The sequence below is a fragment of the Pedobacter sp. B4419 genome, from assembly GCF_059693725.1.
Genome location: NZ_JCASSL010000001.1, coordinates 1,213,785 through 1,238,131, shown reverse-complemented (window position 1 = coordinate 1,238,131; position 24,347 = coordinate 1,213,785). Strand labels below are relative to the sequence as shown.

The following is a 24,347-nucleotide window of genomic DNA, read 5'->3' as shown; positions in this document are numbered from 1 at the left end:
CTCTCTTGCCAAACAAAAGAGGTTTTGTTATTTGTGTTGAGGTTAATTAACAGCTGCCGCAGGCTGATAAGTTACGGGATAAAGATTTCTGAACATCAAATAGGTTATGCTTACCATTACAAAGGCCACTACAGCATCAGTAGCTGCTGAAAGCCCAATTACACTTACTTTAGAAGCGAATGCAAAGATGATATCGAAAAATACGCCTGCAAAAACCCATTCTTTTAACCTGAGGAATTTATTGGGCGTAAGCAATACAGCTACTCCCAGCGCCTTGGCCACGCCAAGTACGTAGATAAAGTAAGCTGGATAGCCGAGTTGCAAGGTAATATCCCATACTATAGGGTTGGTAGTCAATTCTAAGAAGCTGCTTGCTCCGAACCATAAACAAGTTAATAGTGTACCTGTCCAATAAATTGCTTTTACTGTTTTTGTGTTCATGATCTGTTTGTTTGAATGATGAATAAAAGGATTGATTAGCTTATAAATTATTATTAGTGGCTTCGGTAAGCACGGCTTTTGTTGCAGCACTGATGGCCTTTGTTTGCTTGTGTTGCAATAGGCCGATTACTTCCCAGCCTTGGGCCTTAAATGATTTGGGAAGCATAAGCGTTACTTCGCCTTTTTTGCCTTTTTCGAGACTGAAAGAGTTCAGTTGCTGTACAATTTGGATATGAGCTAAGGTAAGCCCTGCATTTTCGCCATTTTTGATGTGGTTAACACCTTTTTTCTGTACTACTGCAATCACCAGTTCATTACCCTCGCTATTTCCGGCTACCTGATAAGCAATAACCATTTTACCGGCTTGTACATTACCTTGGAGTGATAAGGTGCTTGTTGCAACACCATCTAAAGCACTTTTAAGGGCATAGTTTGTTGCGGCTTCATTAGAACCTACGAATTCTGTTTTGCCGTTGATGATCAGCTGAGGCGTATAAACCTGTGCCTTTAATTGGTTTGCATAAGCGTATTGGCGTTGGGTATAGTCTGCATTGCTAAAAACATCTTTCCAGCCCAAACGGTCCCAATAATCGACGTGATAAGCCAAAATATACACGGGCTTATTGCCAATTTGCTTTTGCACTTTCGCCAAGAGTTCATCAGCTGGCGGACAGCTTGAGCAACCTTCGGAGGTAAACAGTTCGAGTACGGCGAAGCCATCTCCTTTAATGGTTCTGTCTGTTGATGATTTGGAAGCTGCACTGCTGCCAGCTAACACAACACTGAATAACATGAGTACAACAAGTACGCTTAAGATTGAAATGTGGATCGGTTTCATAATTTGAATATTTAATTTGATCCAAAACTATCTCCGAAAACACCCTAAGCTAAATGAAAAAAGGCCCAAATGGACCTTTAGCACCGCGAAACGGACAGAACAACAGCCGAACCTTAAGCGGCTTTCTGTCCAAAAAGAAAACAATTGAATCGATTTGTTGATGAGCTTGTTTATTCAAAATAAAACTGCCCAAAAACTTGACTGCAAAAAACATATTTGGTAAAATTACTTTTAGTAGTCCCCTCCTATTAACCTCATCACCGAAAATGTAAAAGTAAAACCAAATTCAAGCCCTTTTAACGCAACATGAACGAGCACATCAAAAAAGTACATCAGGTTGCCTTCAAACTTTCACAAGCGATTATAGGGCTATTGGCTATATGCATCGAGGCTACATATTTCACGGTCAACACCTATAAGGATTGCTTTAAAATCCAGTTGAAAAATGCTTTGCTCAATAACAGAGATCCTTAGCAATAAGGCTCAACGGAAAAGGTCTGTCTACTCCTCTTCGTGAAAGGAACAACTTTAATACAGAAACAATAACCTAACAACATAACCAACCTTATCAATGAAAAAAATCTTACAAAGATCCAGAAATGGTGTGCTTATCTTATTTGTCCTCATTCTAAGCGCACAGCTAGCTAGGGCACAAGGCACCAAAGTTACCATCAAAGGCAACGTTAAAGATGCTAGAGATAAAATAACCATACCAGGGGCAGCTGTAAACCTAGTGGGCACTACTACCACGGTTGCTACAGATGCAGAAGGCAATTACAGTTTTACCGCAACTGTTAATAGCGAATTTACCTTAAAAATCAGTTACACAGGCTATAAACCCTACATTAAAACGATAACAGACATCCGGTCTAATATTGTGGTGAATGTAGAGCTCGTTGAAGATGCCATGAATTTGAACGAGGTGGTAGTTACTGGAGCAGGTGTAGAAACCAATAAAAGGCAATTGGGAAATGCAATATCCACGCTTTCCTCAAAAGATCTCCAGAATAGCACGGCTACTTCTATTGACCAAGCAATGGCTGGCAAGATCTCCGGTGCCCAAATCTCCCAAAACTCTGGAAATCCGGCAGGAGGTATCAGTGTAAGGCTCAGGGGAAATTCCACCATATCGGGTTCGAGCGATCCGCTGTATATCGTTGACGGCGTAATCATCAACAATAATTCCAGTCAATTAATCGACTTGGGTGGCTATACCCAAAATCGTTTGGTAGACATCAATCCTGCAGATATTGAACGCATAGAGATTATCAAAGGCGCAGCGGGTGCCGCCATCTATGGTTCTAGGGCAAGCAACGGGGTTGTCCAGATCTTTACCAAAAAAGGCAAATCAGGTAAACCCGTAATTACACTTTCGACCCAATTCCGTCAAAACTCGTTAAGAAAAAAACTGGCCTATAACCAATATCCCTTCCGCTTTGCCAATACCACCCCAAGCGACTTGACCCAAGTTCCGGTAGAACGATACGACCTTCAGGACTTAATTTTTCAAAATGGGTATGGTACTGAAAACAATGCCTCTGTTTCTGGCGGAAGCGAAAACACCCAATATTATGTAAGTGCCGGTTATCTAGGCAATCAGGGGATCATCGAGAGTTCCAACTTCCAACGCTATTCAAGCCGTTTTAGGTTAGATCAACGCTTGGCTAGCTGGTTAAAATTAAGTACAGGGATAAGCTATAGTTTAAGCAGAAGTCATGAGGTACCCAATGGAGGTATCAACGAAGCCTATGGCGCCTTAACAGGTTTTATTTTTGCCAATAACTTTATCAATCCTTATCCAAACCCTAGCTCGGGAATTTATCCATCACTGGCTCCAACAGGACTGCTAAGAACCAATCCTTTGGAAGCCGTAAACAGATTCGATTTCAATCAAAAGACCAGTCGTTTTATCGGCGATCTAAAATTAACGGCAACCCCGGCAAAAGATCTCTCTATCAGCTATATCCTGGGCTATGACAATACTTCGCAACTGGCAACAGGATTTATTCCGGTAGGCAATACCTCACCCAGTTACAATACCGGATTTGCCAGAAGAGCCGATCAGCTTTCTTTGATGCTGAATAATGATTTGAACATTTCCTATAAGTTTAAGCTTGGCCAAAAAATAGAAGGCACTACCGCTGCAGGTGCTACCGCGCAAACCGAGGTCATCAACAGTAATTCGGTAACAGGAACCCAATTGAGCCCCGTGAGCCAAGTTTCATCAGGCGCATCGGCCATTACCGCTTTAGAAAATAGGTCTGAGCTGAACATTTTCGGTTTCTACGTACAACAAACCTTTGGCTACGACAATAAACTTTATGTAACGGGGGCCATCAGAAACGATGTATCTTCTTCTTTTGGCGAAGCCAATAGATGGCAGTATTATCCGAAATTCAGTGGAACCTATATTTTATCGGAAGAAAGTTTCTGGAAAAATTCTAAACTCGCCACTTGGGTAAGCACCTTCAAACTGCGTGGTTCTTACGGGCAATCGGGCAATTTAACTGCCATTGGCGCCTATGATCGTTTCAGTAATTACACACCAGTTTCACTACCGGGTCTGCCTGGTGTTACAGGACCTTCATTATTGGGCAATGCCGATGTGAAACCAGAGCGCCAAACCGAAAAGGAAATTGGTTTAGACATGGGTTTTCTCAATGACCGCATAGGGCTTGAAGTTTCTTATTACAACAAAAGCGTGAAAGACCTGTTATTGCCCGTTACACTTCGTCCATCTACCGGATACCTCACCCAGTATCAAAATATTGGAAACATGACCAATAAAGGGATTGAGATTTTACTGAGAGGAAATCCTGTTGAGCATAAAAACTTCAAATGGAGCTCCATTCTCATTTTTTCTGCGAATAAAAATAAGGTATCAGATGTACCAGGTGGTTTTGTGACTTTCCCTGGAGGTTTTGGCCAAGTTGCAGCAGTGAACGGCTATGCATTGGGTGCCTTCTACTCTACCTATTTTGCACGCAAACCCGATGGTTCGTTGTTGCTCAATGCAGCCGGGTTTCCACAAACAGAAAAAGCAGGCCGCGATGTCAACGGACAACCTGTAGGCTCGAACCTGTTAAAGGTAATAGGAGATCCTAATCCAAAATGGACCGGTTCATTTACCAATGAATTTACTTTTGGGCAAAACCTAACTCTGCGCATGCAATGGGATGTTTCTTATGGCAACAAAGTTTTCAACTTCACTCGTCGTGTGGGCGAACGCGACATTTATGGCGGATTGGCCGGTTATGAAGCCGAATTAAAAGGAGAAGTTGCGAAAGGATATTCTGCAGCGACCTATGCCATCTTCGAAAATTTTATTGAGAATGGATCGTATGCAAAACTGCGCGAAGTTTCGGCAAGCTATAACTTGCGCCTAAAAATGCTGAACAATAACCCGCTTCGCATTACTGTCTCAGGGCGTAACTTGCTATCAATTGACAATTACAGTGGCTGGGATCCGGAAACAAACTCTGCCGGTCAGAGTACTGCTGTGCGTGGTTTCGACTTCACCGAAGTTCCCATTCCAAGAACCATTGCACTTAGCCTAAACTATACCTTTTAATTCAAAACAGATGATCATGAAACATAAATTTAATATAGCAACTATCGTTTGTGTACTTCTAGCTTCCATTTCGTCGTGCAAGCTCGATGTAATTAATCCAAACAATGCAACAGATCAGCAGGTACTGACCACCAGAGAAGGAATAATTGCCTTGAGCGTAGGTTTGCGACAATATTATTCTACATCGGGCTTAAGTACCACGATGCTAACACCCTGCGTAACTGCCAGGGAAGTAAAAGGCGTGGCTACTTTTACCAATACGCTCGAATTGGAAGCCGGCGGAACTACCTTGCCAACGGCAAACGGCAACATTTTATCCTTATGGTCTACCATGCAACGCGAAATGGCCATGTGCGAAAGCATCATCGAAAGCGCGCCCAAAGTTGGGGGTGTGGAACCAGAAATGCTAAGTGGCGTTATGGCTCATGCCTATTTATTTAAGGCTATGGCACTCAGTGAATTGGCAATGGCATTTGAACAAGCCAATATTGCAACCAGCACCAGTACGCCGGTACAATTTGTAAGCCGCGCACAGGTATTTGCAGAAGCCATCCGTCTATTGGATTTGGCAATAACTGCCGTAAACACTACCCCGCCTTCTTCAGCTTTCAATGTAGCGGTTGCAGGTCCTGATTTCGATTTAAAAAACACCATATTAGCCTATCAGGCCAGGATTTGCCTCATGGCAGGCAGTTACCAAAAAGCGCTCGACAATGCTAATCTGGTAGATTTGTCCAAAACTTCAAAATTTACCTATACTACGCTCAGTCCCAATCCATTGTATCAGTTGTACAACGTAACCATTTCTTATCGTCCAAGGGAAAACTTTGGCTTACCGACTGGATTATTCGAGGCCAATGATAAACGCTACAACTTTTACTTTAGGGAGCCAAAAGCTACCATAAATGGTGATGTTGTAGTGAGCATGGCAGGCTTTGCAGCTGCACAGACTACCGCCATTCCGGTATACCTCACAGATGAGATCAAGCTAATTAAAGCAGAGGCCATTTTAAGGTTAAATGGCTCTACCGATGATGCCCTCACCCAAATCAACGCGGTTAGGACACAGGCAGCTGGCGATTTATTTGGTGTAAACGCCGGACTACCGGCGTATTCGGGAGCTACAACGCCCGATGCTTTACTGTTAGAGGTTTATAAGCAAAGATGCGCGGAGCTTTACCTGAGCGGATTGAAATGGGAAGACACCCGTCGATTCAATCGCCCTACTCCTCCCAGCAACAATACGGAGCGCAACCGCATTTTCTATCCTTATCCAGATCAGGAACGAATTAACAATGCCAACACGCCAAGCGATCCGGCCATCTAAAAGCAAATCTGCGATTTAGCTAATCACTTCTGGTTAGCATTTTAACAGCCTCAAGAGCAAATTCTTGAGGCTGTTATGTTATCAAATAGATTTTAATGACAGTTCATTCTTCTGCCTAACCTTTTGAACAATTATTTCCCTATATCTTCGTGATTTAGATTCTCGTTCACAAAGTTTTGGATATACTTTTTAATCATTTCCCTTACCTCCCTAAACTGTTCCATAACTTCCTCTTCGGTACCAACTGCTTTTGCAGGATCGGGAAAATTATAATGAAATTTAACCGCATCACTGGGAAAATATGGACAGCTTTCTTTTGCATGATCACAAACTGTAATCAGATAATCGAAATCAATGTGCATATATTCATTGATAGAATTTGAAGTGTTTCTAGAAATGTCTATGCCATCTTTTTTCATGATTTCGATGGCCTTTGGATTCACTCCATGCGTTTCAATCCCAGCACTATAGATTTGTGCCATATCTCTTGCGAAATAGTTTAGGTAGCCTGCTGCAATCTGACTCCTGCAACTATTACCTGTACAGAGTACCAGTATTTTTTTCATCTATACTATTTGTCGTTCAGCCCTAAAATCCATTTTCTTTTCCCTATCCTTTGGATTGCCAATTAGCAACAACCGCCACCAGGCGTACAACTATTTGCAGCAGTTGCCAGATTAACCATCCCTTTTTTCGGATCATCTTCAATTCCACAAGCTTCTTTTGCAAGACAGGTGGTTTGTTTGGCAAGCAATAAGAAATTCGTTCCATCAAAACCAAGGTCATATTTACCAATGGTTTCAGATTGATATTCTACCTCTATTTCTAAATCTTCCATGCCTAATACTTTTTCCGATAAAGAAATGATACTCAATAGCTTTGCTGCCTTTAAACGATGTTCATAATCATCAGCATCCCATAGTTGAAAGTTGGCCACTTTTTCATGACGTACCTTACCTCCACAGTCGATAAAATTCTTGGTTATGATTCCTACTTCGGTAACATGGAAGTGTTCAGGCACTGTTTCCCCATTTTCAACTTGAAAATTAACCGCCTCTGCTGTGGCCAAAATTGTTTTGATCTCTGATAATTTCATAATAATTATAATATTGCAATTTAACGATTGATTTGCCTAAAAAAGCTAGCAACAGCTTTCTGGATTCTTATAAGAACTAAGAAAATCACCAAGCAACGATTCGAGAAGTGCCCAGGCTTTAGGTTCAATACAATAGCAGACTTTTACGCCATCTATAGTTCCCTGAATAATACCTGCATTCTTTAGTTCTTTCAAGTGCTGTGAAATGGTAGCTTGCGCCAATCCAAGTTCTTCTACAAGTTCACCACAGATACAAGAATTGGCAGCTATGATTTGCTGTAAAATTGCAATCCTTGCAGGATGGGCAATGGCTTTCAAAAGTGTTGAAAGTTGATTTTGCTCTTTTGTAAATATCTCTGTCTTTGTAAGTCCCATAATATATATCGCAATATTACGATATTAAACAAGTCGATCAAAACAATCCATCGTAAAATTACGATACAACTACTTAAACAACTGATATTCAGTACATAAATATTATATTCTACTTCTTAAAATACAAGCCAAACCATTAACGGTTTTCCATCCAAGCTAAAAAAGCAGCTGATTTCTCCTTGTTGATCAATAGTTTTTCTGGAGTTTCAACCACCAGCTTCACATAGAGTTTGCGCAGAAAATAATGTTCCACCTCTTTAATCGCTTTAAAATTGACCAGGTACTGCCGATTTACCCTAAAGAACTGTTTAGCCGAAACGACACTGGCTACCTGCTCTAGCGATTGACTGAGCGCAAACTCCTGTCCATCGAAACCCATAATGGAAGTAGAATCGTTGCGGATATAAAAGAAGGCGATCTGTTCAGTTTGTACAGTGGTGTATTTTTGATGTTTAAATACCAGAAAGCTCGTCTTTTCTGCTGGTTGCACCATTTTGAGCAAGAGCTCGCCCAAATCGGGAACGGCTTTTTGCTGAAAGAAATTTTTCAGTTCATCTACTTTTTTAAAAGAGCCGGCAATGTCTTCCTTAGAAAATGGCTTGAGTACATAATCAACGCCGTTGCTTTTAAAGGCTTCGAGCGAATACTCGTCGAAAGCGGTACAAAAAACCACCGGACAGGTAATATTTACCGATTTGAAGATTTCAAAGCTCAGGCCATCGGCAAGCTGGATATCCATAAAAATCAGGTCGGGTTGCAGGGAACCTGAAAGTGCTTCTACAGTACTTTCTATGCTTTGGTATTGCCCGATGATTTTGGCACCAGGCCTGATTTCGAGAATGATATTTTCAAGTGATTTTGCTGTTCTAAGCTCATCTTCAATGATGACGATATTCATAAATTAAAGGGAGTTTGATTTGAAATGTTTGTTGATCGTTGATGGTTTCTACCTGTTGGTCTACAAAATGGCTATACCTCAACTCGATATTTTTTAGGCCAACGCCAAGCGAACCTTCTTCGCCACTTTTTGGCTGAATCTGATTTTCTACCACTATATTATCGTCTTCTTGATAAATCCTGATGTGTAAGGGCCTTTGCAATGAAACGATGTTATGTTTAAGGCAATTCTCCACCAGCAACTGGAGCGTAAATGGTGGAATTAGCGTGCCTAGAACTTCATCGTCAAGCGAACTTTCAAAGGTAAAGCCCCCATCGAATCTTGCTTTCTGCAAAAACAGATAGGCATTCAAGATTTCCATCTCCTCTTTTACCTGAATGAGATCGAGCTTACGGCTTTCGAGCGTAAAACGATAGAAATTGGAGAGTTTGAGGATAAAAGCCACCGACTCTTCATCTTTGTCTTCTACCATTGCTTTTAAGGTATTGAGGCTGTTGAACAGGAAATGCGGATTGACCTGCTGCTTGAGCAATTCGTATTGTGCCCCCAGGTTATCGTTCTTGATACGCTCTAATTCCATGTTTACATGTTGGTTCTCATAATTTTGCTGCAGCAAATTCAAGAACATGTAAAACACGAGGTTGATGAGTATGCCTCGCACCTCTACCATCAGCATGACCGGACCAAAATCAATTTGCGACAGAATAAGCTGCTGGATATAAGCCAAGCCCAGCATAATGACCAAGCCAAACAACAGCGAACTCAAGAGTTTGGCATAAGAAATACTTTGCTTACGGCTTTTGTTGCCGGGGCGCGATAACATGTAGATATTGAAGTACCACATCATTACTGCAAAGGCTGCCGTAATGCCGGCATTTACCACTGCCTCCAGCACATTAAACTGATGCGAAGCCAATTGCGGTACCGACGACAGCAGGCCCAGCACAATCGAGCTGGTCCAGATAACGGCATGGGAAATCTTAAAACCTGTTTTCTTCATCAATAAGGATATTCTTTCAGTGCTTATTAAAAACGATGTTCGCAAATGTATTGATAAAATAAGGCAAAACAGAAAGGCGCATAAGCTGCTTACGAGCTTTGCGCCTTTAGCAATCATCACCTATTGGTCATGATGGTGATTAAACCGTAATGCTAATTTCTACATTGATATTGCCCTTGGTAGCTTTTGAATAGGGACAGATTTGATGAGCCGCTTCTACCACTGCTTTTGCCTGTTCCATCGTTAAGCCCGGTAAATTTACCTGTAGCCTGGCCTGTAAAGCAAAGCCTTCATCGCCAGTGGCTAAATCTACTTCGGCATTAACCGAGGTTTCGGCCGGAAGCGGTTGTTGTTGCTTGGACGCATTTAATTGCATGGCGCCAATAAAGCAGGCCGACCAACCAGCAGCAAACAATTGCTCTGGATTTGTGCCTCCACCTGAAGTTCCTGGAGTAGAAAGCTTGATGTCCAAACGATCATCCGAACTTTTTGCCGCTCCTTCCCTGCCTCCGGTTACGTTTACTTTTCCGGTGTATAAAACTTTGCTGACCGCAGCACCTGCTGCATTGATAACTGTGTAATTTTCCATTTTATATAAGATTAATGATTAACAAACGAGTTTATTTTGTCCACTTGGCCACATCGATGATGGCATCAGCAAAGGCCTGTGGTGCTTCTTGTGGCAGGTTATGTCCGATACCTCCGCTCAAATTACGATGAACATAGCTGCTTTTAAATTTAGATGCGTAGTTGGCCGGATCTGGATGTGGGGCGCCATTGGCATCTCCTTCGAGTGTAATGGTAGGCACGGTAATGGCTGGAGCAGTAGCCAGCTGTTTTTCTAACGCATCGTATTTTGCTTCACCTTCGGCCAATCCCAAGCGCCAGCGGTAATTGTGGATCACAATGGCCACATGATCGGGATTATTTAATGAACTGGCCGATTGTTCAAATACAGCATCTTCGAATTGCCATTGTGGCGAAGCCGTTTGCCAGATCAACTTTGCAAAATCATGTCGGTTGGCCTCATAGCCCATTCGGCCACGTTCGGTAGCGAAATAAAACTGGTACCACCATGACAGTTCTGCTTTGGGCGACAATGGTGCCTGATTGGCTTGTTGGCTACCGATCAGGTAACCACTTACCGAAACCAAGGCTTCGCATCTTTCTGGCCATAAAGCCGCTACGATGCCAGCCGTACGCGCTCCCCAATCAAAACCACCGATTAAGGCCTTTTTGATATGCAATGCATCCATTAAAGCAATCACGTCAGTAGCTAAAGCGGCTTGTTGTCCGTTACGTGGCATTTCGGAAGCAAGGAATCTGGTAGTTCCATGGCCACGGAGATGTGGTACGATTACCCTAAAACCTTTTTTAGCCAATATAGCAGCCGATTCGGCAAAGCTATGGATATCATATGGCCAGCCATGCAAGAGGATTACCGTGCGGCCATTTGCTGGTCCCACCTCGGCATAACCAATATCTAATACGCCAGCTTTGATCTGTTTGATTTGGCTAAAGCCTATTGGGTTCGACTTTTTGGATATGCCTGTTGATGATGATGTATCTGCTTTTGCAGCACCGATATTGCCAAGGCCAGTGGCAGCTAATGCGATGGTGGCCATGCCTAAAAAACTGCGTCGATTTAAGTTTGAATTGGTATTCATAGCGGTTAGGATTTAGTATTGTTTTTCAGATTTATAATCATTTGACAACACAAAACTACCGCTCCAATTGCACCCTACGAACCATTTTAAGGCCCAAGCAGACAACTATCGCCTTCAACTAGACAGATCGTTGCCTGAAAAATCAAAGGCCCCTGATCCGCTCCCGATGTGCCTTGCCCCATTTGATCATTTCGAGGATGATATCGCCAAAAGAACGGCAATAATCGCTAGGTGTATATTCTACCATCACCGGAATATCGGGAGTTACTGTTCTTTTGATCAATTGGTTGGCTTCCATTTCTTTGAGCTCTCGCGAAAGCATTCTGGTGGTAATGCCCGGAATACTCCGTTCAATTTCCCTAAACCGTTTGTTGCCGTTGCAAAGCGAATTAATGATCGGCAATTTCCATTTACCACCAATTACATAGATGGTATCTTGCAATGCCTGTACTTCCTCCTTTTGATTGCGGGGATCAGAAAGCACCTTCTTGATCAATTCAAGCCGTTTTTCATCTTTCATACTGGTATCATCCGTTATACTGGTTACAAAATTATACCATTTTCACCATAGCTTTGCCATCAAATACAAAATTTTACAATGGAAACTTTAAAAAACAAGGTAGCCGTAGTTACAGGAGGTAACAGCGGTATAGGTTATGCAACGGCAAAAGTGCTAAGAGAGCAAGGTGCAACGGTAATTATTACAGGAAGACGCAAAGACGCTATTGAAGTAGCGGCCCAAGAAATCGGTGCAGTTGGCTTAGTGGCCGATCAGGGAAATGTAACTGCCATCGAAGAACTTGCTACAAAAGTAAAAGCACAATTTGGAAAGGTAGATATCCTTTTTATTAATGCCGGAATATTGGGTGGTGCGGGTATTGAGCAGGCTACAGAAGATGTTTTTGACCAGGTAATGGCCGTAAATTTCAAAGGCGCCTATTTTACGCTCAGCCGTTTCATCCCGATTTTAAATGATGGCGCATCGGTTGTATTCCTGTCATCAAACACGGCCAGCATGAACAAAGCCAATTCGTCTATTTACTCCTCAAGCAAAGCTGCATTAAACTCGGTGATGAAAATTGCTGCTGTTGAACTGGCACCACGCCACATTAGGGTGAACGCAGTAAGTCCTGGCCCAACAGAAACAGAAATCCTAAAAAAACAGGGTTTGAGTGATGAGCAACTTGACGGTTTAAAAAGCTGGATTATTGAACGTGTTCCCCTGCAACATATGGGCAAAGCCAGCGATGTGGCAAAAATGGTGGTTCATTTGTCAAGCGATGCCTCCTCTTTTGTTACAGGCTCAGAATTGATAATGGATGGAGGAATGAGCCTATAACAAGGCTCTCTTCCAATTAACGCTCCTTCTTTTTCTTATCATAAGTAACCAACATGCCACAGCTCTGCGCATCGCGCTCGAACCTAGCTATTGCAATAGAAAGTGCCGACATGAAGGCAAATAAAACAGTGAGCAATTGTTTTCTGATATTAAGCTGCAAATTTTTCATCACCTTGATTTTAACATTGACGCTACCACAGCGTCTATAGCCAAAATTAACCGCAGCAACAGCTTCATTCAATGCTTGCGCTGTTGAAGTGGACAAACTGATCCGCGAAATGGACATCGACTAGGCCCTGAGGATGAGCGGTTAATGAGCTATAAGCCTTCGGAAATTTGTATATTGTTAAATGACAAAGGCAAGCACATTACTATTCGTTTTATTGATCGCTTCTGGAACAGCATTTCAAGCCTGCAAGAAGAAAAATGGCTCCAATACTCCAAAAAACGAGTTAAAGGTTCCCAAAATTGAACAGGTATTGAATGGTACCGACCAAGGTTTGATCAGCCTCTTGCATCAAATAAGAGGAAGCGTTGGGCGACGAGGTCCAGCCTCTAAAACAATTTGGAGTAGAAAAGGTGATTACGGCCTAGGCCTCTATATCAGTGCCAATCACGTATATGGCCTATCGGGATGGAGTTCTCGAAATGCTCAACTCTTCGATCTCACTGCCCAAAATCTAGGAATTTTTGAAACCTCGCAAATGCCGCCAATTAATGGAAACATCAGCATAGGAAATACGCAGATTGCAGATTTTCCCTTAATGCATTTCGACATCTCCCCTGGCGCAACCAACACCACCCTATTGCCCGCGGAAGATTTTTACCTCGGCATTGTCGATAATCAACGAAATGAACCGGGACCCTTGCCAAAATATCCCGAGCTTGTGCAAACCCATACGCCTTTGCAACTCTACGACCCTCAGAACCGCACCAAAGCAAGCCAAACCTGGAACACACCTGTTGCCGGAGAAAAAGCTTTGGCTTTTGGCTATCCACAAGACAGAGACAATTACCCCAATGGCGCGGTGGCCTATGGAAAAATATTAACCGATGCAGAAGCGTTAATCGTCATCAATCAGTTAAAGGCTGCTGGAGATACCGAAGGCGACATCACCTACAATTCGAACGTCGAGTTCTTTGTAGAAGCCCAGGCCATAGCTGGCATGAGCGGAGGCGGTGTATTTAATGCTGATGGGCAACTATTGGGCATTATGGTGAGAGCTAGCGACAAAGATAAAGCGCCAAAAATCATCAGAGTGATTAAGGTGTCCTATATCAAATCGAAGATGGTTGAATTTTATAATAGTTTGACTGAGGCCAACAAGGGCAAAGTTAGGCCATTTATCAATGGGGAGCTGTAAGGGTTAGTTGTTGCCCTGGTTCAGCTTTTCTATAGGAACCATGCTTAAACCTTTTCAAAGGTTCATTATTATCCTACTGGATTTACGGCAAGGGCTTAAAATATTTTTTCACTTGTTCACACCTAAGCCCCTTAATTTTTGACGTAATAACCCCCTAACGTAGTCTAATTTGCACATCACTTGGCGCTATATGAGTTCCGATCTTTGTATATAGATCGCTCAACCTAGCTGAGCGAATCTTGGAATAAAGAAATCAATCAAGAAGTATAAACAAACATTATCAATTTATTTCCAATGAAAAACAACATCAATCCGGCATTACAAGAGCTAAAGCAATTTATTGGGACATGGGAAATGGAAATATCAAATGCGTCTTTCTTACCTGATGCCGATGCAGTTATTAAGGCAGGAGCATCTTTCGAATGGTTTGAAGAAGGTGAATTTCTAATTTTGCGACAGGGCACAAAAAACAAGGAAACGCCCTGGGCAATATGGTTTATTGGCCATGATAAAGATGCACAGCACTACACCGTATTATACATTGACGACAAACAATCTTCCCGTGTATATGAAATGAGTTTTGAAAACAGGATATGGAAGATGTGGCGCAATGGGCCTCAATTTGAACAACGCTTTACAGGCGAAATCAATAAAGATAAAAATACCATCTCGGGATATTGGGAGAAGTCAGTAGATGGCAAAAACTGGGAGCACGACTTTAACCTCACCTATAAAAAAGCCTGATAGAGCAAAAAAACTTGTTCCAGCTATAACTGCCTGCAGTTTTCGAAACGCCCTCAAATTGGACAAACTCAATAGCCAGCTTACCAAGCTATATATATGGAGAAGATCGATATTGAAGAACTGCTGGAGACAGGTATCGATAATTTCGTGACGGCAGGATTACTTCCGCTACGCTCCAGTGATCTTGGAGAGGCTTTCGTTTGTCGACTTGACTGAACATTTTTCGAACCATTTTTTACAAGATTTAAAAACATTGTTTTTTTTTAAAAGAAAAGAATGATAATACGCTAAAAGCGTATGAAATAGATGACAAAACAATTTATCCGTAAAGCGAAAGGATAAATGGAAAAATCAAATCGTACATGGGCCTAGATACTATGTATCAATCTTTTTTGCTTTTTTTAAAAACGCAGAAATGATTTCCTTACAAACCAGTTCGATTGCCTTCCCGAACCTGATAATATCTCTATCAGTAACATTAACCGTTTTTCCTATTACGTACCTTTTATCATTGATTTCCTTGGCCAGCTCCACACCCACTTTCTTGCTATTGTGGATAAGGACATTTCTAAGAAGAAACATTTCTTTTAAATCTTCATTCTGTTTGACTGAAAGCCCTCTTTCATTGATAAATTTGATCCATCCCGTAATTGAGTCGTACATGATTTCTCGCACCCTATAATCTATTAATTTTTCTAAAGTATTACCTTCAATTATCGAGTCAATTAATTGTTCGTCTTTTAATGTCGACTTATTGGATTTCAAACTATGTGGAAATTTCGCAAGAAAACCCCTAATTACATCATTTACAAATCCCTCCACCAGTGTGGCATAAGTTATAACTAATTGCTCTCGTGCAAGGGCTGGCACAGCTTTTACTATTTTGAGCTGTTTCTTCATGACCCCTCTAATCAGCTTAAGTTCGGAATTGGAAACACTTATCGAAATCGTCCTTTGATTTACCGCAACAGTGTTCAAAGCCTCAATAACCTCTTTATATTTTTCTTGTTCCAAAATCTGGCTAACACTTTCAAGGCCGGTTTTATTCAAGAGCTGTAAAGTCCGCGTTTCAATATTCAAAGCACCATAGGTTGCAGCTTTGTAAACTTCATCGGCAGTCCTTAAATTTGTTAAAAGTTGCGAGTATGGGCTTTCGGGTATTAATTTCATAGTTTTAGGTGTTTAAATATTTTCGAAACTTCTTTAGCAGTTACTTATCAATGTCAATTGCGATACTCACCCATTGCAAAAGTCTCAGCGAATGACAACAATGTTTAAGAATTTTGTGTTGTTTTATTTATCCGTTTGAATTCATTGATCACTGGCTTCATGAATGCCAAGTCATTGTATTCATTATCATTTTTGACAAACACAGAGGCGATATATTTTATATCATCTACTTTGGCTGAATCAAAAGAATAGGATCTAGTCATCAAATCATAGCCTGCCTTGAAAAACACTAAAGATTCAGAATTCATAAATTCTATCCTTTCCCTGCTCTCTAAATTGATGATCTGATCGGTGTTAGGATAACTATACATCTCCCCAACATAAAATACCCCAATAATTCCTTCGGCTTCGATACGATTTGCTATTTCATATAGTTTCCTATATATCGTTGTTTTTATCGAGCTGTCAAATGAAATGAATTGCATTTTTTGATCATTGTAAACAACCAAACATGTTGGCATAAGCTTTTTTTGCATTTGAAATACACTCAAATGCATCATTACAAAATTGTCAAATAGATCTTTTGACCCCGGAAACATTTTTTCGAAATTAGCAACGGGAACTTTTTGATCCTTCGCACCAAAGCTAAATTCAGCCCTTGCAGCTTTTTCAAACCGGTTTTTTCTCGTATAAAAAACGTAATCGTCGGTAAGCAACATATTTTTTGGCATACGATAGAACTTCAGCTCATCTATTCTTTTTTCAAGCTGATCGGATAGAGAGCTATTTTCGTTTAGAGCTTCCTTCATCGCTTTCATAAATAACTTCATGCTATTTATGCCTGATATAAAGTTGTCATAAAGTTCTTCCGTATTCCCCCCGTTCATAAAATGAAAATTCTGCTGAGAACATCACTTCAATCAGATTTAGTTTTGTAAGGAACTCACGCATCGAGTCTATTAAAGTAGAATATTCTACATCATTTTCTATCGTAAATGACAATTCTGGTAAAACTAGGTTATCACTAGTGGTGTAAATTACAACACGTATTTTCTTCTCCAGATCAAAGGGCTGTTGTTTCAACACTTCGTTTCGTTTTTCTATAAACCATTTACAGACATCATTCAATAAATATTTCTGCCGGTTCTCTTCATAAATTTTCAGGTATTCCGTATGTGCTAACGATTTCTGAAGCATAAATGTCACATTTCGATACTCTGTAAAGAAACTGTCCAAGTAAGAGATGTTATCGAAAAAGTTCGTTCCTTTTTCAAATTTATCCAAGTTGCTCAACGCGCTGTATAATTTGTGATAGGCGGGATACAGTAATCCCTTATCGTTTTCTTTTGGAACGGTGTTTTCCATGAGCGATAATTTAGGTTTCAAAAATATTCTTGAGGAAAGCAATATAACTATTCATAAAGTTATAATCGAAAAATATAACCAAGCAAAACCTCTAACACTTACGATTGCTTTTACATAACAGCTTCCCAAATTATCCGTTTTTAAATTTGGTAGTTGCGTTAGACTATTTGATCTTTCTAATCTTTCCTATAAATGCGTCATCGCAACCTATAGCGTATTTATGGAACAATTCCAATTGACACTGATTGATACTGTGAACGATATTGTCAACTACCTGCTCGGCAACGATAACCTTTTTATTTCTTTTCTTCAAAAACCTTGTATCAGTCTTGTCGCCGAACATTAGGCAGTATTTTGGCGAAAGCGGAAAATAGAACTGGTATTCTCCGGTAAACTTGGTGTTATAGGTTTTGTCACCGGACAGACTAAATCCAGGGTTATCCGTAACAATGAAGTTCTCTTTTCCAGACGCTATCAGCAATACCCATTCATTTCGCAATATGGCATCCCGTATCTTTTTATTTCTGCCTGAGGTATCTGATGCCCTGGCAATCAGGCTGAACAACTGGTACCTTTTAGCATAGTCTTGCTCACTTAGGTTTTCTTCCCCAAGCTTTTCAACAAAAAACTGCTTTACAGGATCTGGAATATGCGAAAATAAGGTGTTTTGTCTTAAATCATTTTTAATGTCGGTTAAAGCTTCCTGAAGCCAACCGATCTTGTTCTTTTCGATGATATTGTCCCGCCAAAACGGGTTTCGAAGTTTGAGGTTTATGATAAAATCCGCAAACATGGTTGCATCCTGAACGTCGAGCAGCCTTGTTTTTGTAAGTTTCTGAAAAAGAACCTGGTATTCATTTTCAAGTCTATGAAACAACACAGTCTCTACAAATAGGGCATCCAGGATAGCTAAGTCTTGATATTTGCTTTTTAATTCCTCGGTAATTGTATAATAATCCTCTACATAACATACTTGTGAAGGCGTAACCGACTTAACTTTTGTAACATAGCCCTTTGCTACGTTCTGGAGATTAAGAGTTGACAACTTCCCGTTTTCGCCCAAGAAATTTTTCAAAAAGCAAACCGGTACGTAGTGGTGGTCTTTAGGTTTGTTCTGCTTACTGTTCATAAATGGTAAGGTCTTTAGAGACCTGATGAGGCATTAATTCTGCAATCTGTTGTAGAATTTCATTGTCGGTTACAGGAAACAGGGTTTTAACCCTAAGAATGGCTATATTCCCCTTGTGCCCTCTTCTCTGTATAAATGTCTTGTCTAAATAAAGTTGATAATAGCAATCCTTAAATTTAAAGGATATGGCCTTATTCAAATGTTGACCAATCTTAATGTCAAGTTTTGTTATCCAGCCTAGGACCAAAGCAATGATCCTATGAATCGAGTTAAAGTGGATGTCGGTTGTAAAAAATGATTGGCTGGGAGAGTACTGTTTTTCTCCCGCGGCGTAATGCCTTGAGTAGATATGGGAAAGCGACACATCATTAAATATGACATCGCCGAATTTTGATGGGACTAGAATTTCTGGCCGTACATATCCCAAAAAGTAATCATAGCTTATTTTGAAATGGATAAATCTGGACATCCACATAATTTTCTTCAATTTTTCCTGATACAATCTATTGTGCACCAAAAAACCGTTGTGTGAAAACTCTTTCGACATCTGTTTTACTTCCAGTCTTGCTTCTTTTGCTATGTGCTGTAATGTTTGAGATGAGTGATTTGTCACAGATACCACTTTGTCAAACCACTCTTCTGCAAAACGGTCAAGTTCCCCCAGCTCTCCATTGGTCATTTTATAATGCTCTGGCAAGGGTCGGTAAGTGAAAGTCCTAAAATAGTAGTCTCTGAAACGATACTCATCACACATGGAAAAGTTGATACGCAAATCTCTTCTTAGACTATTGCAAAAATACTCAGCCTCAAAAGGGTTTAATCTTTCTCCCAAGTCGACCCGTCTGTGCAGATCTTCGTTTATTGCATTATGTTCTTCTCCAGATGTTGGTTTTATTCTCATGTTGGGGCAATAAAAAAGAGCGCCTGCAATTCGCCTTTTGCAGTTAGCGCGCTCAATTAAATGACACTATAAATTTCTCTTTTCCACCGAATTAGCAAGTTTTGGCGCACTCGGAAGAAACTTACCCTCCCAATATTTGAAGTCCTGAGTGTATTTATTACCGGCTATATCTGCGAAATTTGCCCTGACGATAAAGTAGGATGGTTCTCCTTTGTTGTGCGAAAATGTTTTAATGTAGTGGTCTCCTTCCACAACGCTCGACGCCCCATTCAAATCAAAAACCATATCTTTCCTATCTACTGGTTCGAACCATAGCCCATAGGCCACATTTTTTTTGACGGTTATTTCCAACTGTCCCGCACCTTTGGTTTCAGGGTCGAAAAATGGTTCAGTCGATTTGTATTCCAAATTTATTACGGGAAGGGTAGCAAATCTTAACTGAGTTGCCTGCATTTTATTCAAACGAAACTGCAGAAAAAACGTACCTGCTATTGCTACGCCGGCGATAGATTGGATAATTTCGTAAGTACTGATATGGATTTGGCACATAAGTGTTTTCTATTTCGTAGTGTTTTGGTGTCTTTTCTCAATCTGATCACTATAATCAAACTATAAAGATAATTATTTATGTCATCATCCCGACTGCACCCCTCAAAACATTAACAATTAGCACTTTCAAAAGATTTTATCTCGTTGATTTCATCTTTTCGGGCGACTAGTAAATCAAACAAAGTTGAGAATTATACCATAACAGATTTCAAATACAAGTCGGCCTTAAAATAACAACTTCCCGAAGTACTCCCCTTTTAAACAAACATCTCTTTTTCATCTTGTGTCCAAATCACAACCATAAGATATTCCATTCAAGAAAAAAGAACGCTTACCGACGAAAAACTGGCCGAAATGCTTGAAAAAAAAAGTAGAAAAACCACCATAAAAGAAGCCGAAAAAGCCTTGGAAATGCTGTATTTTGAACACAGGTTAAAACCATGAAAATAGCAGATTTATACATCAGGGTAAGTACCGACGAATAGGCGGACAAGGGCCATTCCCAGCGCAACCAGGAGGGGATGCTCAAGCTGAATGCACAGTTGGCAAGGCTGAATATGGAGAAGATCGATATCGATGAACTGCTGGAGGCTGGTATTGATAATTTGTTGAAACTGGACTATGCTTACGAAATCTCCGATATGGATAAAAAACGCGAGATAATTGCTGCGATTTGTCCCGATAAATTGCGCATCGAAAATGGCGGACTTCGAACACTTAGAACAAATGAAGTTGTTGAACTTATATAACAAACAGAAATACAATGAGTTAATAGAAAATAAAAAAGGATAAATTAAAACTAAATTTGATTTGTCCTCTGAAGTCGGGCTGGCAGGATTACTTCCACTACGTTCCAGTGATCTTGGAGAGGGGTTGATATATCCTCAAGCTTTTGCTCCTGCTTCGTTGAAGCTGACTTTGTTGTTTTACCCTGCGCCTTTCAAGCAAGCTTGAGGCTGGATCAAAACAACAAAGCCTCTTTTGCAAAAGCAAAAGAGGCTTTCGTTTGTCGTCCTGCCTGTACAAATTTCGAACCTTTTTTTTCATGATCAGTCGGATTTTGGCCTAGATAAAGCTCAAGGCCCTTCCAATCCTGCCCAAACTGCTTTCTGTTATCACTCAACTCACATATGGTTACTTTCATTTTTCGATTTTATTGTTCTTGGAACTATCTCAATGCTGGAGAACAAATTTATTTCTTTTTAGGCCTTAGCTTTATTCCTCGCTTTATACCGGAGATAAGACACCACTGCCAGCACAGCCACCACCGAAATGGTGATGTACACCCATGAAGGGATCGGCACCGGGTCGCCCTGCGCATAAGAGTGCAAGCCAGTGAGGTAGTAGTTTACACCGAAATACGTCATGATGATGGTTGAAAAGCCTACAAGAGCAAGCAGGTTAAATAAATATTTGCTCCTCAACCCCGGTATCAGGCGCACATGCAATATAAATGCATATACAATCACCGAGATGAATGCCCAGGTCTCTTTAGGGTCCCAGCTCCAATAACGGCCCCAGCTTTCGTTAGCCCAGATACCGCCCAGGAACGTCCCTACAGTGAGCAAAAACAACCCTACAGTCAAAGACATCTCGTTTACGATAGCCAGTTCGGTGACCGAGGCCTTTACCTTAGTGGAGATTTTGTCGTTATCGATGATGAACAGCAGCAATACCACTGTACCTAGCAGTGCGCTCAGACCAAAAAAACCATAGCTTGATGTGATAATGGCCACATGGATCATCAGCCAGTAAGACTTCAATACCGGAACCAGCATGGTGATCTGCGGGTTCATTTGCGAACCGCCATGTGCAAAACCCATCAGGATCACCGCAATCAGACAGCCCGCAGCCGGGATAAAAGCATTGCTGTTTCTGTACATCAGCAAGCCGGCGAGCACACCAATCCAGCTGATAAACAGAACTGCTTCATAGCCATTGCTCCAGGGTTCATGGCCGGATATATACCAGCGGACACCCAGACCAGCCGCCTGCAACAAAGCAGCCGTACCGATAAGGATGAGCACAAAGCCGACCAGCCTATTCAGTATTTTAGAAGTTTTAAATAATTTGAGGAAGGCCAGCGCAAGTATGACCGTGCCCAGGATCGCATAGCAGATCATCACCTTGAGGAACAAATTCCAGGAGTTGTAACTCACCTCAAAAGCAATCTTGGTTGCCGATGGCACTACCTCTTTACCGTATTGCTGCTGGGCATTGCTGATTTGCTGAAGTTCCTTATCGGCAGCTTGCCAGTTACCCGTTGTACGGCCCTGGTTTACCGCATGGATATAGCGGCCCAGAGCTGTAGGTGCAGCCGTGGTGTCCATATTGATTGGAGCCATGGCCTCCCAGGTATGGTTTTTATCGCCAACAACCGGGAAGATACGAAGGTAAGCCCCCGAAATGAGCTGCCCCATCGCTTCCAGCTTATCATTCATTTCGATCAGGTCCTTATCATAGCTGGTCTGTTCAGAAGGTTTTTTGGCAAATGCCTTCATGTACTCATCCTTCAGTACAAATTCGGCACTGCCATCGTTGTGCATGCGGATCAGGTTGACCATAGAAGTATAGCCTTCAGCATTGGCGTTTACTAATTTCAGGATTTCCTTGCCACCTTTGGTATTCACTTTAAAGATTGGTACGTTGATCCAGGCAAAAGAACTGGTAGAGATAGACAAGAAGAACTGATTGGCACTCAGGCCATAATAACGATCCTTGCCGTACAGTTTTCTCAGTATTTCCAGCGCCATGGTATTCACAGGTTCAATACGGCCGTCGATATTCTGTACCAGCAGGTGCCCGAATTTTTCTGCGTGCTCATTATCTATTTTAAGTGCAGCCGCAAACTCAGCCCCATTTGCATTGGCTACAGGTTTAAAAGGCTGTGCGGGAGAGGCAGAAGCCATCGGCATTTGTTCAGGTTTATGTTCATGCACTTCACCCGGCTGATGCACATGATCTGTTCCATCCTTGCCATGCATGTCGATCTTCTCCTGGCCTAAAGCAACGCCCACGGGCAAAAAGAAAAGCAGTAGGAACAGGGCCTTCGATCTGGCCAGGGTTTTCAATTGCTCGTTAAGTTTAGAGAAATGCGTTCCCTTCCAGAACAAGGTGGCAAACAGGCCAATAAACAGCATCAAATAACCGATATAAGTGACATTTGTACCCCATTCGTCGTGGTTTACCGACAGGATGGTTCCCTTTTCATCTCCATCAAAACTGGACTGGAAGAAACGAAAACCCGAATGGTCAAGCACATGGTTCATAAAAATCTTATACGGTGTTTCGCTATTTCCGTCCAAGATCACCACATCCGAAGAATAAGCAGCCGGACTGTTACTGCCCGGGTATTTCTCCATTGTAAACTTGGCCAGCTTTAGCGCAAAAGGAGTTTTATAAACTTTAGAGCCATAGGCCAATGCGATTTTCAAACCACCCACTTCACTTTGATGCTGGAAACTGGTCATTCCCCTGCCCCCATAAAAAGAGACCGTATCAATAGCAGTCGGAGTTGTTACCTCTACCTTTACCAAGTCAAGATCGTTCTCGTGTGTACGTTTGTCGCCTTCATAATACATAATGTGCCCGTTTATCGCAGGTTCCGGGATTACAAATGCAAGTTCGCCATACGTGTATAAGCTCCTTAGGTTTAGGGGCTGGGCCACGTCACCCCCATTCGCCACTTTCCTTTCTTGGGTAGCCATGATCATGTAATTGCCCTCGAAGGGCGATGAAATCTGATAGGCACCAGCAGTATTGTCAATATTGATTGCACCAGTTGTTGGCTTATTGAAGCTCAGCAGCATATTGTTAACCAACTGGACATTGCCCGAAGGGATGTATTTGTTTACCCGCTTGCCATTTTCCAGGACCACGACATGCAAGACCGATGGGCCTGATGCTTCCCGGACCAGTGAATCCTGTGCCCTGGCATAGAAATTAACTACCTTCACTTTTACCCTTTCTCCCCGAAAGTCGTATTCAGATTTAAAGTTTTTTTTAAACATCTTTAGGTAACCCGGAACCCTGTTTGAGATCAGGATAGCAGGCACATCGTCATAGGCCAGAATATCTTCGCCTCTTCCTATCTGCACCTTGAAAAATGTGGCATCAGAAATCACGGCATCACTCGATTCGCCTTCACGGATATGCATAGAGCCTTCAAAACTGATATACCTGGTAATGAAACCACCCGCAAAAATCACGACAAAGGCCAGGTGAAACAGAAGCAGAGGCCATTTCTTACGCTGTGTCAGCTGGTATCTTTTGATATTTCCTATAAAATTCAGGATCAGAATAATCATCACCAGTTCAAACCACCAGCAGTTATAGATCAGCGCTTTGGCTACAGGTGTGCTGTAGTCGTTCTCTACAAAAGTGGCCATGGCCATAGAAAAAGCATAGATTAAGAGCATCGCACCCATGGTTCGGGTAGAGAAAATGATATTGGATAGAGTTTTAACCATTGGTAATAACAGAAAACAGTTTAATTCAGTGGCCGACAAGATACTTCAGGAAACAGAAAAAACGAAAGACAGGCAGGATTATGGCAATAATCAGACTTTATTAG

General features: G+C 41.5%; 25 protein-coding genes. 7 read left to right on the top strand and 18 right to left on the bottom strand.

Annotation, left to right across the window (positions count from 1 at the left end):
- Positions 1–42: 42 nt before the first annotated feature.
- Positions 43–441 carry a DoxX family protein gene (locus AC570H_RS05040; protein ID WP_497352344.1) on the bottom strand — a complete coding sequence of 133 codons (399 nt, stop codon included), beginning with the start codon at positions 439–441 and terminating at the stop codon, positions 43–45.
- A gap of 40 nt (positions 442–481) precedes the next feature.
- On the bottom strand, positions 482–1,279 hold the full coding sequence (locus AC570H_RS05035) for a DUF1223 domain-containing protein (RefSeq protein ID WP_497352342.1): 798 nt from the start codon (positions 1,277–1,279) through the stop codon (positions 482–484).
- 306 nt (positions 1,280–1,585) lie between these two features.
- Between AC570H_RS05035 and AC570H_RS05030 the strand changes: the two genes are divergently transcribed.
- From AC570H_RS05030 to AC570H_RS05020, 3 genes are all read left to right on the top strand, one after another.
- On the top strand, positions 1,586–1,753 hold the full coding sequence (locus tag AC570H_RS05030; protein WP_497352340.1) for a hypothetical protein: 168 nt from the start codon (positions 1,586–1,588) through the stop codon (positions 1,751–1,753).
- 97 nt (positions 1,754–1,850) lie between these two features.
- The gene (locus AC570H_RS05025; protein ID WP_497352338.1) at positions 1,851–4,850 is read left to right on the top strand and encodes a SusC/RagA family TonB-linked outer membrane protein; all 3,000 of its coding nucleotides are present in this window, start codon (positions 1,851–1,853) and stop codon (positions 4,848–4,850) included.
- A gap of 16 nt (positions 4,851–4,866) precedes the next feature.
- Complete coding sequence (locus AC570H_RS05020) at positions 4,867–6,177, top strand: RagB/SusD family nutrient uptake outer membrane protein (RefSeq protein WP_497352336.1); 1,311 nt, start codon at positions 4,867–4,869, stop codon at positions 6,175–6,177.
- A 131-nt stretch (positions 6,178–6,308) separates the two neighbouring features.
- On the opposite strand, the gene AC570H_RS05015 is transcribed toward AC570H_RS05020, so the two are convergent.
- From AC570H_RS05015 to AC570H_RS04980, 8 genes are all read right to left on the bottom strand, one after another.
- The gene (locus tag AC570H_RS05015; protein WP_497352334.1) at positions 6,309–6,743 is read right to left on the bottom strand and encodes an arsenate reductase ArsC; all 435 of its coding nucleotides are present in this window, start codon (positions 6,741–6,743) and stop codon (positions 6,309–6,311) included.
- Between the two features lie 62 nt (positions 6,744–6,805).
- Positions 6,806–7,273, bottom strand: coding sequence for a DUF6428 family protein (locus AC570H_RS05010; RefSeq protein ID WP_497352333.1), 468 nt, complete (start codon positions 7,271–7,273; stop codon positions 6,806–6,808).
- A 45-nt stretch (positions 7,274–7,318) separates the two neighbouring features.
- A complete protein-coding gene (locus AC570H_RS05005; RefSeq protein WP_497352331.1) occupies positions 7,319–7,648 on the bottom strand; it encodes an ArsR/SmtB family transcription factor in 330 nt (109 codons plus the stop codon).
- Positions 7,649–7,784: 136 nt separating this feature from the next.
- Entirely contained in the window at positions 7,785–8,546 is a 762-nt protein-coding gene (locus AC570H_RS05000; protein ID WP_497352330.1) for a LytR/AlgR family response regulator transcription factor, read from the bottom strand.
- Positions 8,527–9,546 carry a sensor histidine kinase gene (locus AC570H_RS04995; RefSeq protein ID WP_497352328.1) on the bottom strand — a complete coding sequence of 340 codons (1,020 nt, stop codon included), beginning with the start codon at positions 9,544–9,546 and terminating at the stop codon, positions 8,527–8,529. Before AC570H_RS04995 ends, AC570H_RS05000 begins: the two co-directional genes overlap by 20 nt.
- A 139-nt stretch (positions 9,547–9,685) precedes the next feature.
- Positions 9,686–10,135, bottom strand: a complete 450-nt coding sequence (locus AC570H_RS04990) for an organic hydroperoxide resistance protein (RefSeq protein WP_497352326.1) — start codon at positions 10,133–10,135, stop codon at positions 9,686–9,688.
- 31 nt (positions 10,136–10,166) lie between these two features.
- The gene (locus AC570H_RS04985) at positions 10,167–11,213 is read right to left on the bottom strand and encodes an alpha/beta fold hydrolase (RefSeq protein ID WP_497352324.1); all 1,047 of its coding nucleotides are present in this window, start codon (positions 11,211–11,213) and stop codon (positions 10,167–10,169) included.
- 142 nt (positions 11,214–11,355) lie between these two features.
- Positions 11,356–11,733: a winged helix-turn-helix transcriptional regulator gene (locus AC570H_RS04980; protein WP_497352322.1), complete on the bottom strand. Its 378-nt coding sequence runs from the start codon at positions 11,731–11,733 to the stop codon at positions 11,356–11,358.
- 78 nt (positions 11,734–11,811) lie between these two features.
- Here AC570H_RS04980 and AC570H_RS04975 point away from each other — a divergent pair, with 78 nt between their 5' ends.
- Positions 11,812–12,552, top strand: a complete 741-nt coding sequence (locus AC570H_RS04975) for an SDR family oxidoreductase (RefSeq protein ID WP_497352320.1) — start codon at positions 11,812–11,814, stop codon at positions 12,550–12,552.
- 16 nt (positions 12,553–12,568) lie between these two features.
- Here the strand turns inward: AC570H_RS04975 and AC570H_RS04970 are convergent, their stop codons facing one another.
- Positions 12,569–12,721, bottom strand: a complete 153-nt coding sequence (locus AC570H_RS04970; RefSeq protein ID WP_497352318.1) for a hypothetical protein — start codon at positions 12,719–12,721, stop codon at positions 12,569–12,571.
- Positions 12,722–12,902: 181 nt separating this feature from the next.
- On the opposite strand from AC570H_RS04970, the gene AC570H_RS04965 reads away from it, so the two are divergent.
- Together AC570H_RS04965 and AC570H_RS04960 are read left to right on the top strand one after the other, a co-directional pair.
- Complete coding sequence (locus AC570H_RS04965) at positions 12,903–13,916, top strand: trypsin-like peptidase domain-containing protein (protein ID WP_497352316.1); 1,014 nt, start codon at positions 12,903–12,905, stop codon at positions 13,914–13,916.
- 294 nt (positions 13,917–14,210) lie between these two features.
- A complete protein-coding gene (locus AC570H_RS04960; protein WP_497352314.1) occupies positions 14,211–14,660 on the top strand; it encodes a hypothetical protein in 450 nt (149 codons plus the stop codon).
- Positions 14,661–15,035: 375 nt separating this feature from the next.
- On the opposite strand, the gene AC570H_RS04955 is transcribed toward AC570H_RS04960, so the two are convergent.
- From AC570H_RS04955 to AC570H_RS04930, 6 genes are all read right to left on the bottom strand, one after another.
- Entirely contained in the window at positions 15,036–15,830 is a 795-nt protein-coding gene (locus AC570H_RS04955) for a hypothetical protein (RefSeq protein WP_497352312.1), read from the bottom strand.
- Positions 15,831–15,934: 104 nt separating this feature from the next.
- Positions 15,935–16,717: a hypothetical protein gene (locus tag AC570H_RS04950; protein WP_497352310.1), complete on the bottom strand. Its 783-nt coding sequence runs from the start codon at positions 16,715–16,717 to the stop codon at positions 15,935–15,937.
- Positions 16,686–17,195 carry a hypothetical protein gene (locus tag AC570H_RS04945; protein ID WP_497352308.1) on the bottom strand — a complete coding sequence of 170 codons (510 nt, stop codon included), beginning with the start codon at positions 17,193–17,195 and terminating at the stop codon, positions 16,686–16,688. The genes AC570H_RS04950 and AC570H_RS04945 overlap by 32 nt, the downstream gene beginning before the upstream one ends.
- A gap of 163 nt (positions 17,196–17,358) precedes the next feature.
- Positions 17,359–18,324, bottom strand: coding sequence for a DUF4238 domain-containing protein (locus AC570H_RS04940; RefSeq protein ID WP_497352306.1), 966 nt, complete (start codon positions 18,322–18,324; stop codon positions 17,359–17,361).
- Positions 18,314–19,225 carry a hypothetical protein gene (locus AC570H_RS04935; RefSeq protein ID WP_497352304.1) on the bottom strand — a complete coding sequence of 304 codons (912 nt, stop codon included), beginning with the start codon at positions 19,223–19,225 and terminating at the stop codon, positions 18,314–18,316. Before AC570H_RS04935 ends, AC570H_RS04940 begins: the two co-directional genes overlap by 11 nt.
- A gap of 66 nt (positions 19,226–19,291) precedes the next feature.
- Positions 19,292–19,774, bottom strand: a complete 483-nt coding sequence (locus tag AC570H_RS04930) for a hypothetical protein (RefSeq protein ID WP_497352302.1) — start codon at positions 19,772–19,774, stop codon at positions 19,292–19,294.
- Positions 19,775–20,295: 521 nt separating this feature from the next.
- On the opposite strand from AC570H_RS04930, the gene AC570H_RS04925 reads away from it, so the two are divergent.
- Positions 20,296–20,523: a hypothetical protein gene (locus AC570H_RS04925; RefSeq protein ID WP_497352300.1), complete on the top strand. Its 228-nt coding sequence runs from the start codon at positions 20,296–20,298 to the stop codon at positions 20,521–20,523.
- A 453-nt stretch (positions 20,524–20,976) separates the two neighbouring features.
- Here AC570H_RS04925 and ccsB read toward each other — a convergent pair whose 3' ends face one another.
- On the bottom strand, positions 20,977–24,243 hold the full coding sequence (gene ccsB / locus AC570H_RS04920; protein ID WP_497352298.1) for a c-type cytochrome biogenesis protein CcsB: 3,267 nt from the start codon (positions 24,241–24,243) through the stop codon (positions 20,977–20,979).
- Between the last annotated feature and the right edge of the window lie 104 nt (positions 24,244–24,347).

What these genes read in the sequence shown, in the direction of transcription:
- AC570H_RS05040 (WP_497352344.1), bottom strand. Translation starts at nt 441, where the DNA reads ATGAACACAAAAACAGTAAAAGCAATTTATTGGACAGGTACACTATTA.
- AC570H_RS05035 (WP_497352342.1), bottom strand. Translation starts at nt 1,279, where the DNA reads ATGAAACCGATCCACATTTCAATCTTAAGCGTACTTGTTGTACTCATG.
- AC570H_RS05030 (WP_497352340.1), top strand. Translation starts at nt 1,586, where the DNA reads ATGAACGAGCACATCAAAAAAGTACATCAGGTTGCCTTCAAACTTTCA.
- AC570H_RS05025 (WP_497352338.1), top strand. Translation starts at nt 1,851, where the DNA reads ATGAAAAAAATCTTACAAAGATCCAGAAATGGTGTGCTTATCTTATTT.
- AC570H_RS05020 (WP_497352336.1), top strand. Translation starts at nt 4,867, where the DNA reads ATGAAACATAAATTTAATATAGCAACTATCGTTTGTGTACTTCTAGCT.
- AC570H_RS05015 (WP_497352334.1), bottom strand. Translation starts at nt 6,743, where the DNA reads ATGAAAAAAATACTGGTACTCTGTACAGGTAATAGTTGCAGGAGTCAG.
- AC570H_RS05010 (WP_497352333.1), bottom strand. Translation starts at nt 7,273, where the DNA reads ATGAAATTATCAGAGATCAAAACAATTTTGGCCACAGCAGAGGCGGTT.
- AC570H_RS05005 (WP_497352331.1), bottom strand. Translation starts at nt 7,648, where the DNA reads ATGGGACTTACAAAGACAGAGATATTTACAAAAGAGCAAAATCAACTT.
- AC570H_RS05000 (WP_497352330.1), bottom strand. Translation starts at nt 8,546, where the DNA reads ATGAATATCGTCATCATTGAAGATGAGCTTAGAACAGCAAAATCACTT.
- AC570H_RS04995 (WP_497352328.1), bottom strand. Translation starts at nt 9,546, where the DNA reads ATGAAGAAAACAGGTTTTAAGATTTCCCATGCCGTTATCTGGACCAGC.
- AC570H_RS04990 (WP_497352326.1), bottom strand. Translation starts at nt 10,135, where the DNA reads ATGGAAAATTACACAGTTATCAATGCAGCAGGTGCTGCGGTCAGCAAA.
- AC570H_RS04985 (WP_497352324.1), bottom strand. Translation starts at nt 11,213, where the DNA reads ATGAATACCAATTCAAACTTAAATCGACGCAGTTTTTTAGGCATGGCC.
- AC570H_RS04980 (WP_497352322.1), bottom strand. Translation starts at nt 11,733, where the DNA reads ATGAAAGATGAAAAACGGCTTGAATTGATCAAGAAGGTGCTTTCTGAT.
- AC570H_RS04975 (WP_497352320.1), top strand. Translation starts at nt 11,812, where the DNA reads ATGGAAACTTTAAAAAACAAGGTAGCCGTAGTTACAGGAGGTAACAGC.
- AC570H_RS04970 (WP_497352318.1), bottom strand. Translation starts at nt 12,721, where the DNA reads ATGAAAAATTTGCAGCTTAATATCAGAAAACAATTGCTCACTGTTTTA.
- AC570H_RS04965 (WP_497352316.1), top strand. Translation starts at nt 12,903, where the DNA reads ATGACAAAGGCAAGCACATTACTATTCGTTTTATTGATCGCTTCTGGA.
- AC570H_RS04960 (WP_497352314.1), top strand. Translation starts at nt 14,211, where the DNA reads ATGAAAAACAACATCAATCCGGCATTACAAGAGCTAAAGCAATTTATT.
- AC570H_RS04955 (WP_497352312.1), bottom strand. Translation starts at nt 15,830, where the DNA reads ATGAAATTAATACCCGAAAGCCCATACTCGCAACTTTTAACAAATTTA.
- AC570H_RS04950 (WP_497352310.1), bottom strand. Translation starts at nt 16,717, where the DNA reads ATGAACGGGGGGAATACGGAAGAACTTTATGACAACTTTATATCAGGC.
- AC570H_RS04945 (WP_497352308.1), bottom strand. Translation starts at nt 17,195, where the DNA reads ATGGAAAACACCGTTCCAAAAGAAAACGATAAGGGATTACTGTATCCC.
- AC570H_RS04940 (WP_497352306.1), bottom strand. Translation starts at nt 18,324, where the DNA reads ATGAACAGTAAGCAGAACAAACCTAAAGACCACCACTACGTACCGGTT.
- AC570H_RS04935 (WP_497352304.1), bottom strand. Translation starts at nt 19,225, where the DNA reads ATGAGAATAAAACCAACATCTGGAGAAGAACATAATGCAATAAACGAA.
- AC570H_RS04930 (WP_497352302.1), bottom strand. Translation starts at nt 19,774, where the DNA reads ATGTGCCAAATCCATATCAGTACTTACGAAATTATCCAATCTATCGCC.
- AC570H_RS04925 (WP_497352300.1), top strand. Translation starts at nt 20,296, where the DNA reads ATGCTCAAGCTGAATGCACAGTTGGCAAGGCTGAATATGGAGAAGATC.
- ccsB (WP_497352298.1), bottom strand. Translation starts at nt 24,243, where the DNA reads ATGGTTAAAACTCTATCCAATATCATTTTCTCTACCCGAACCATGGGT.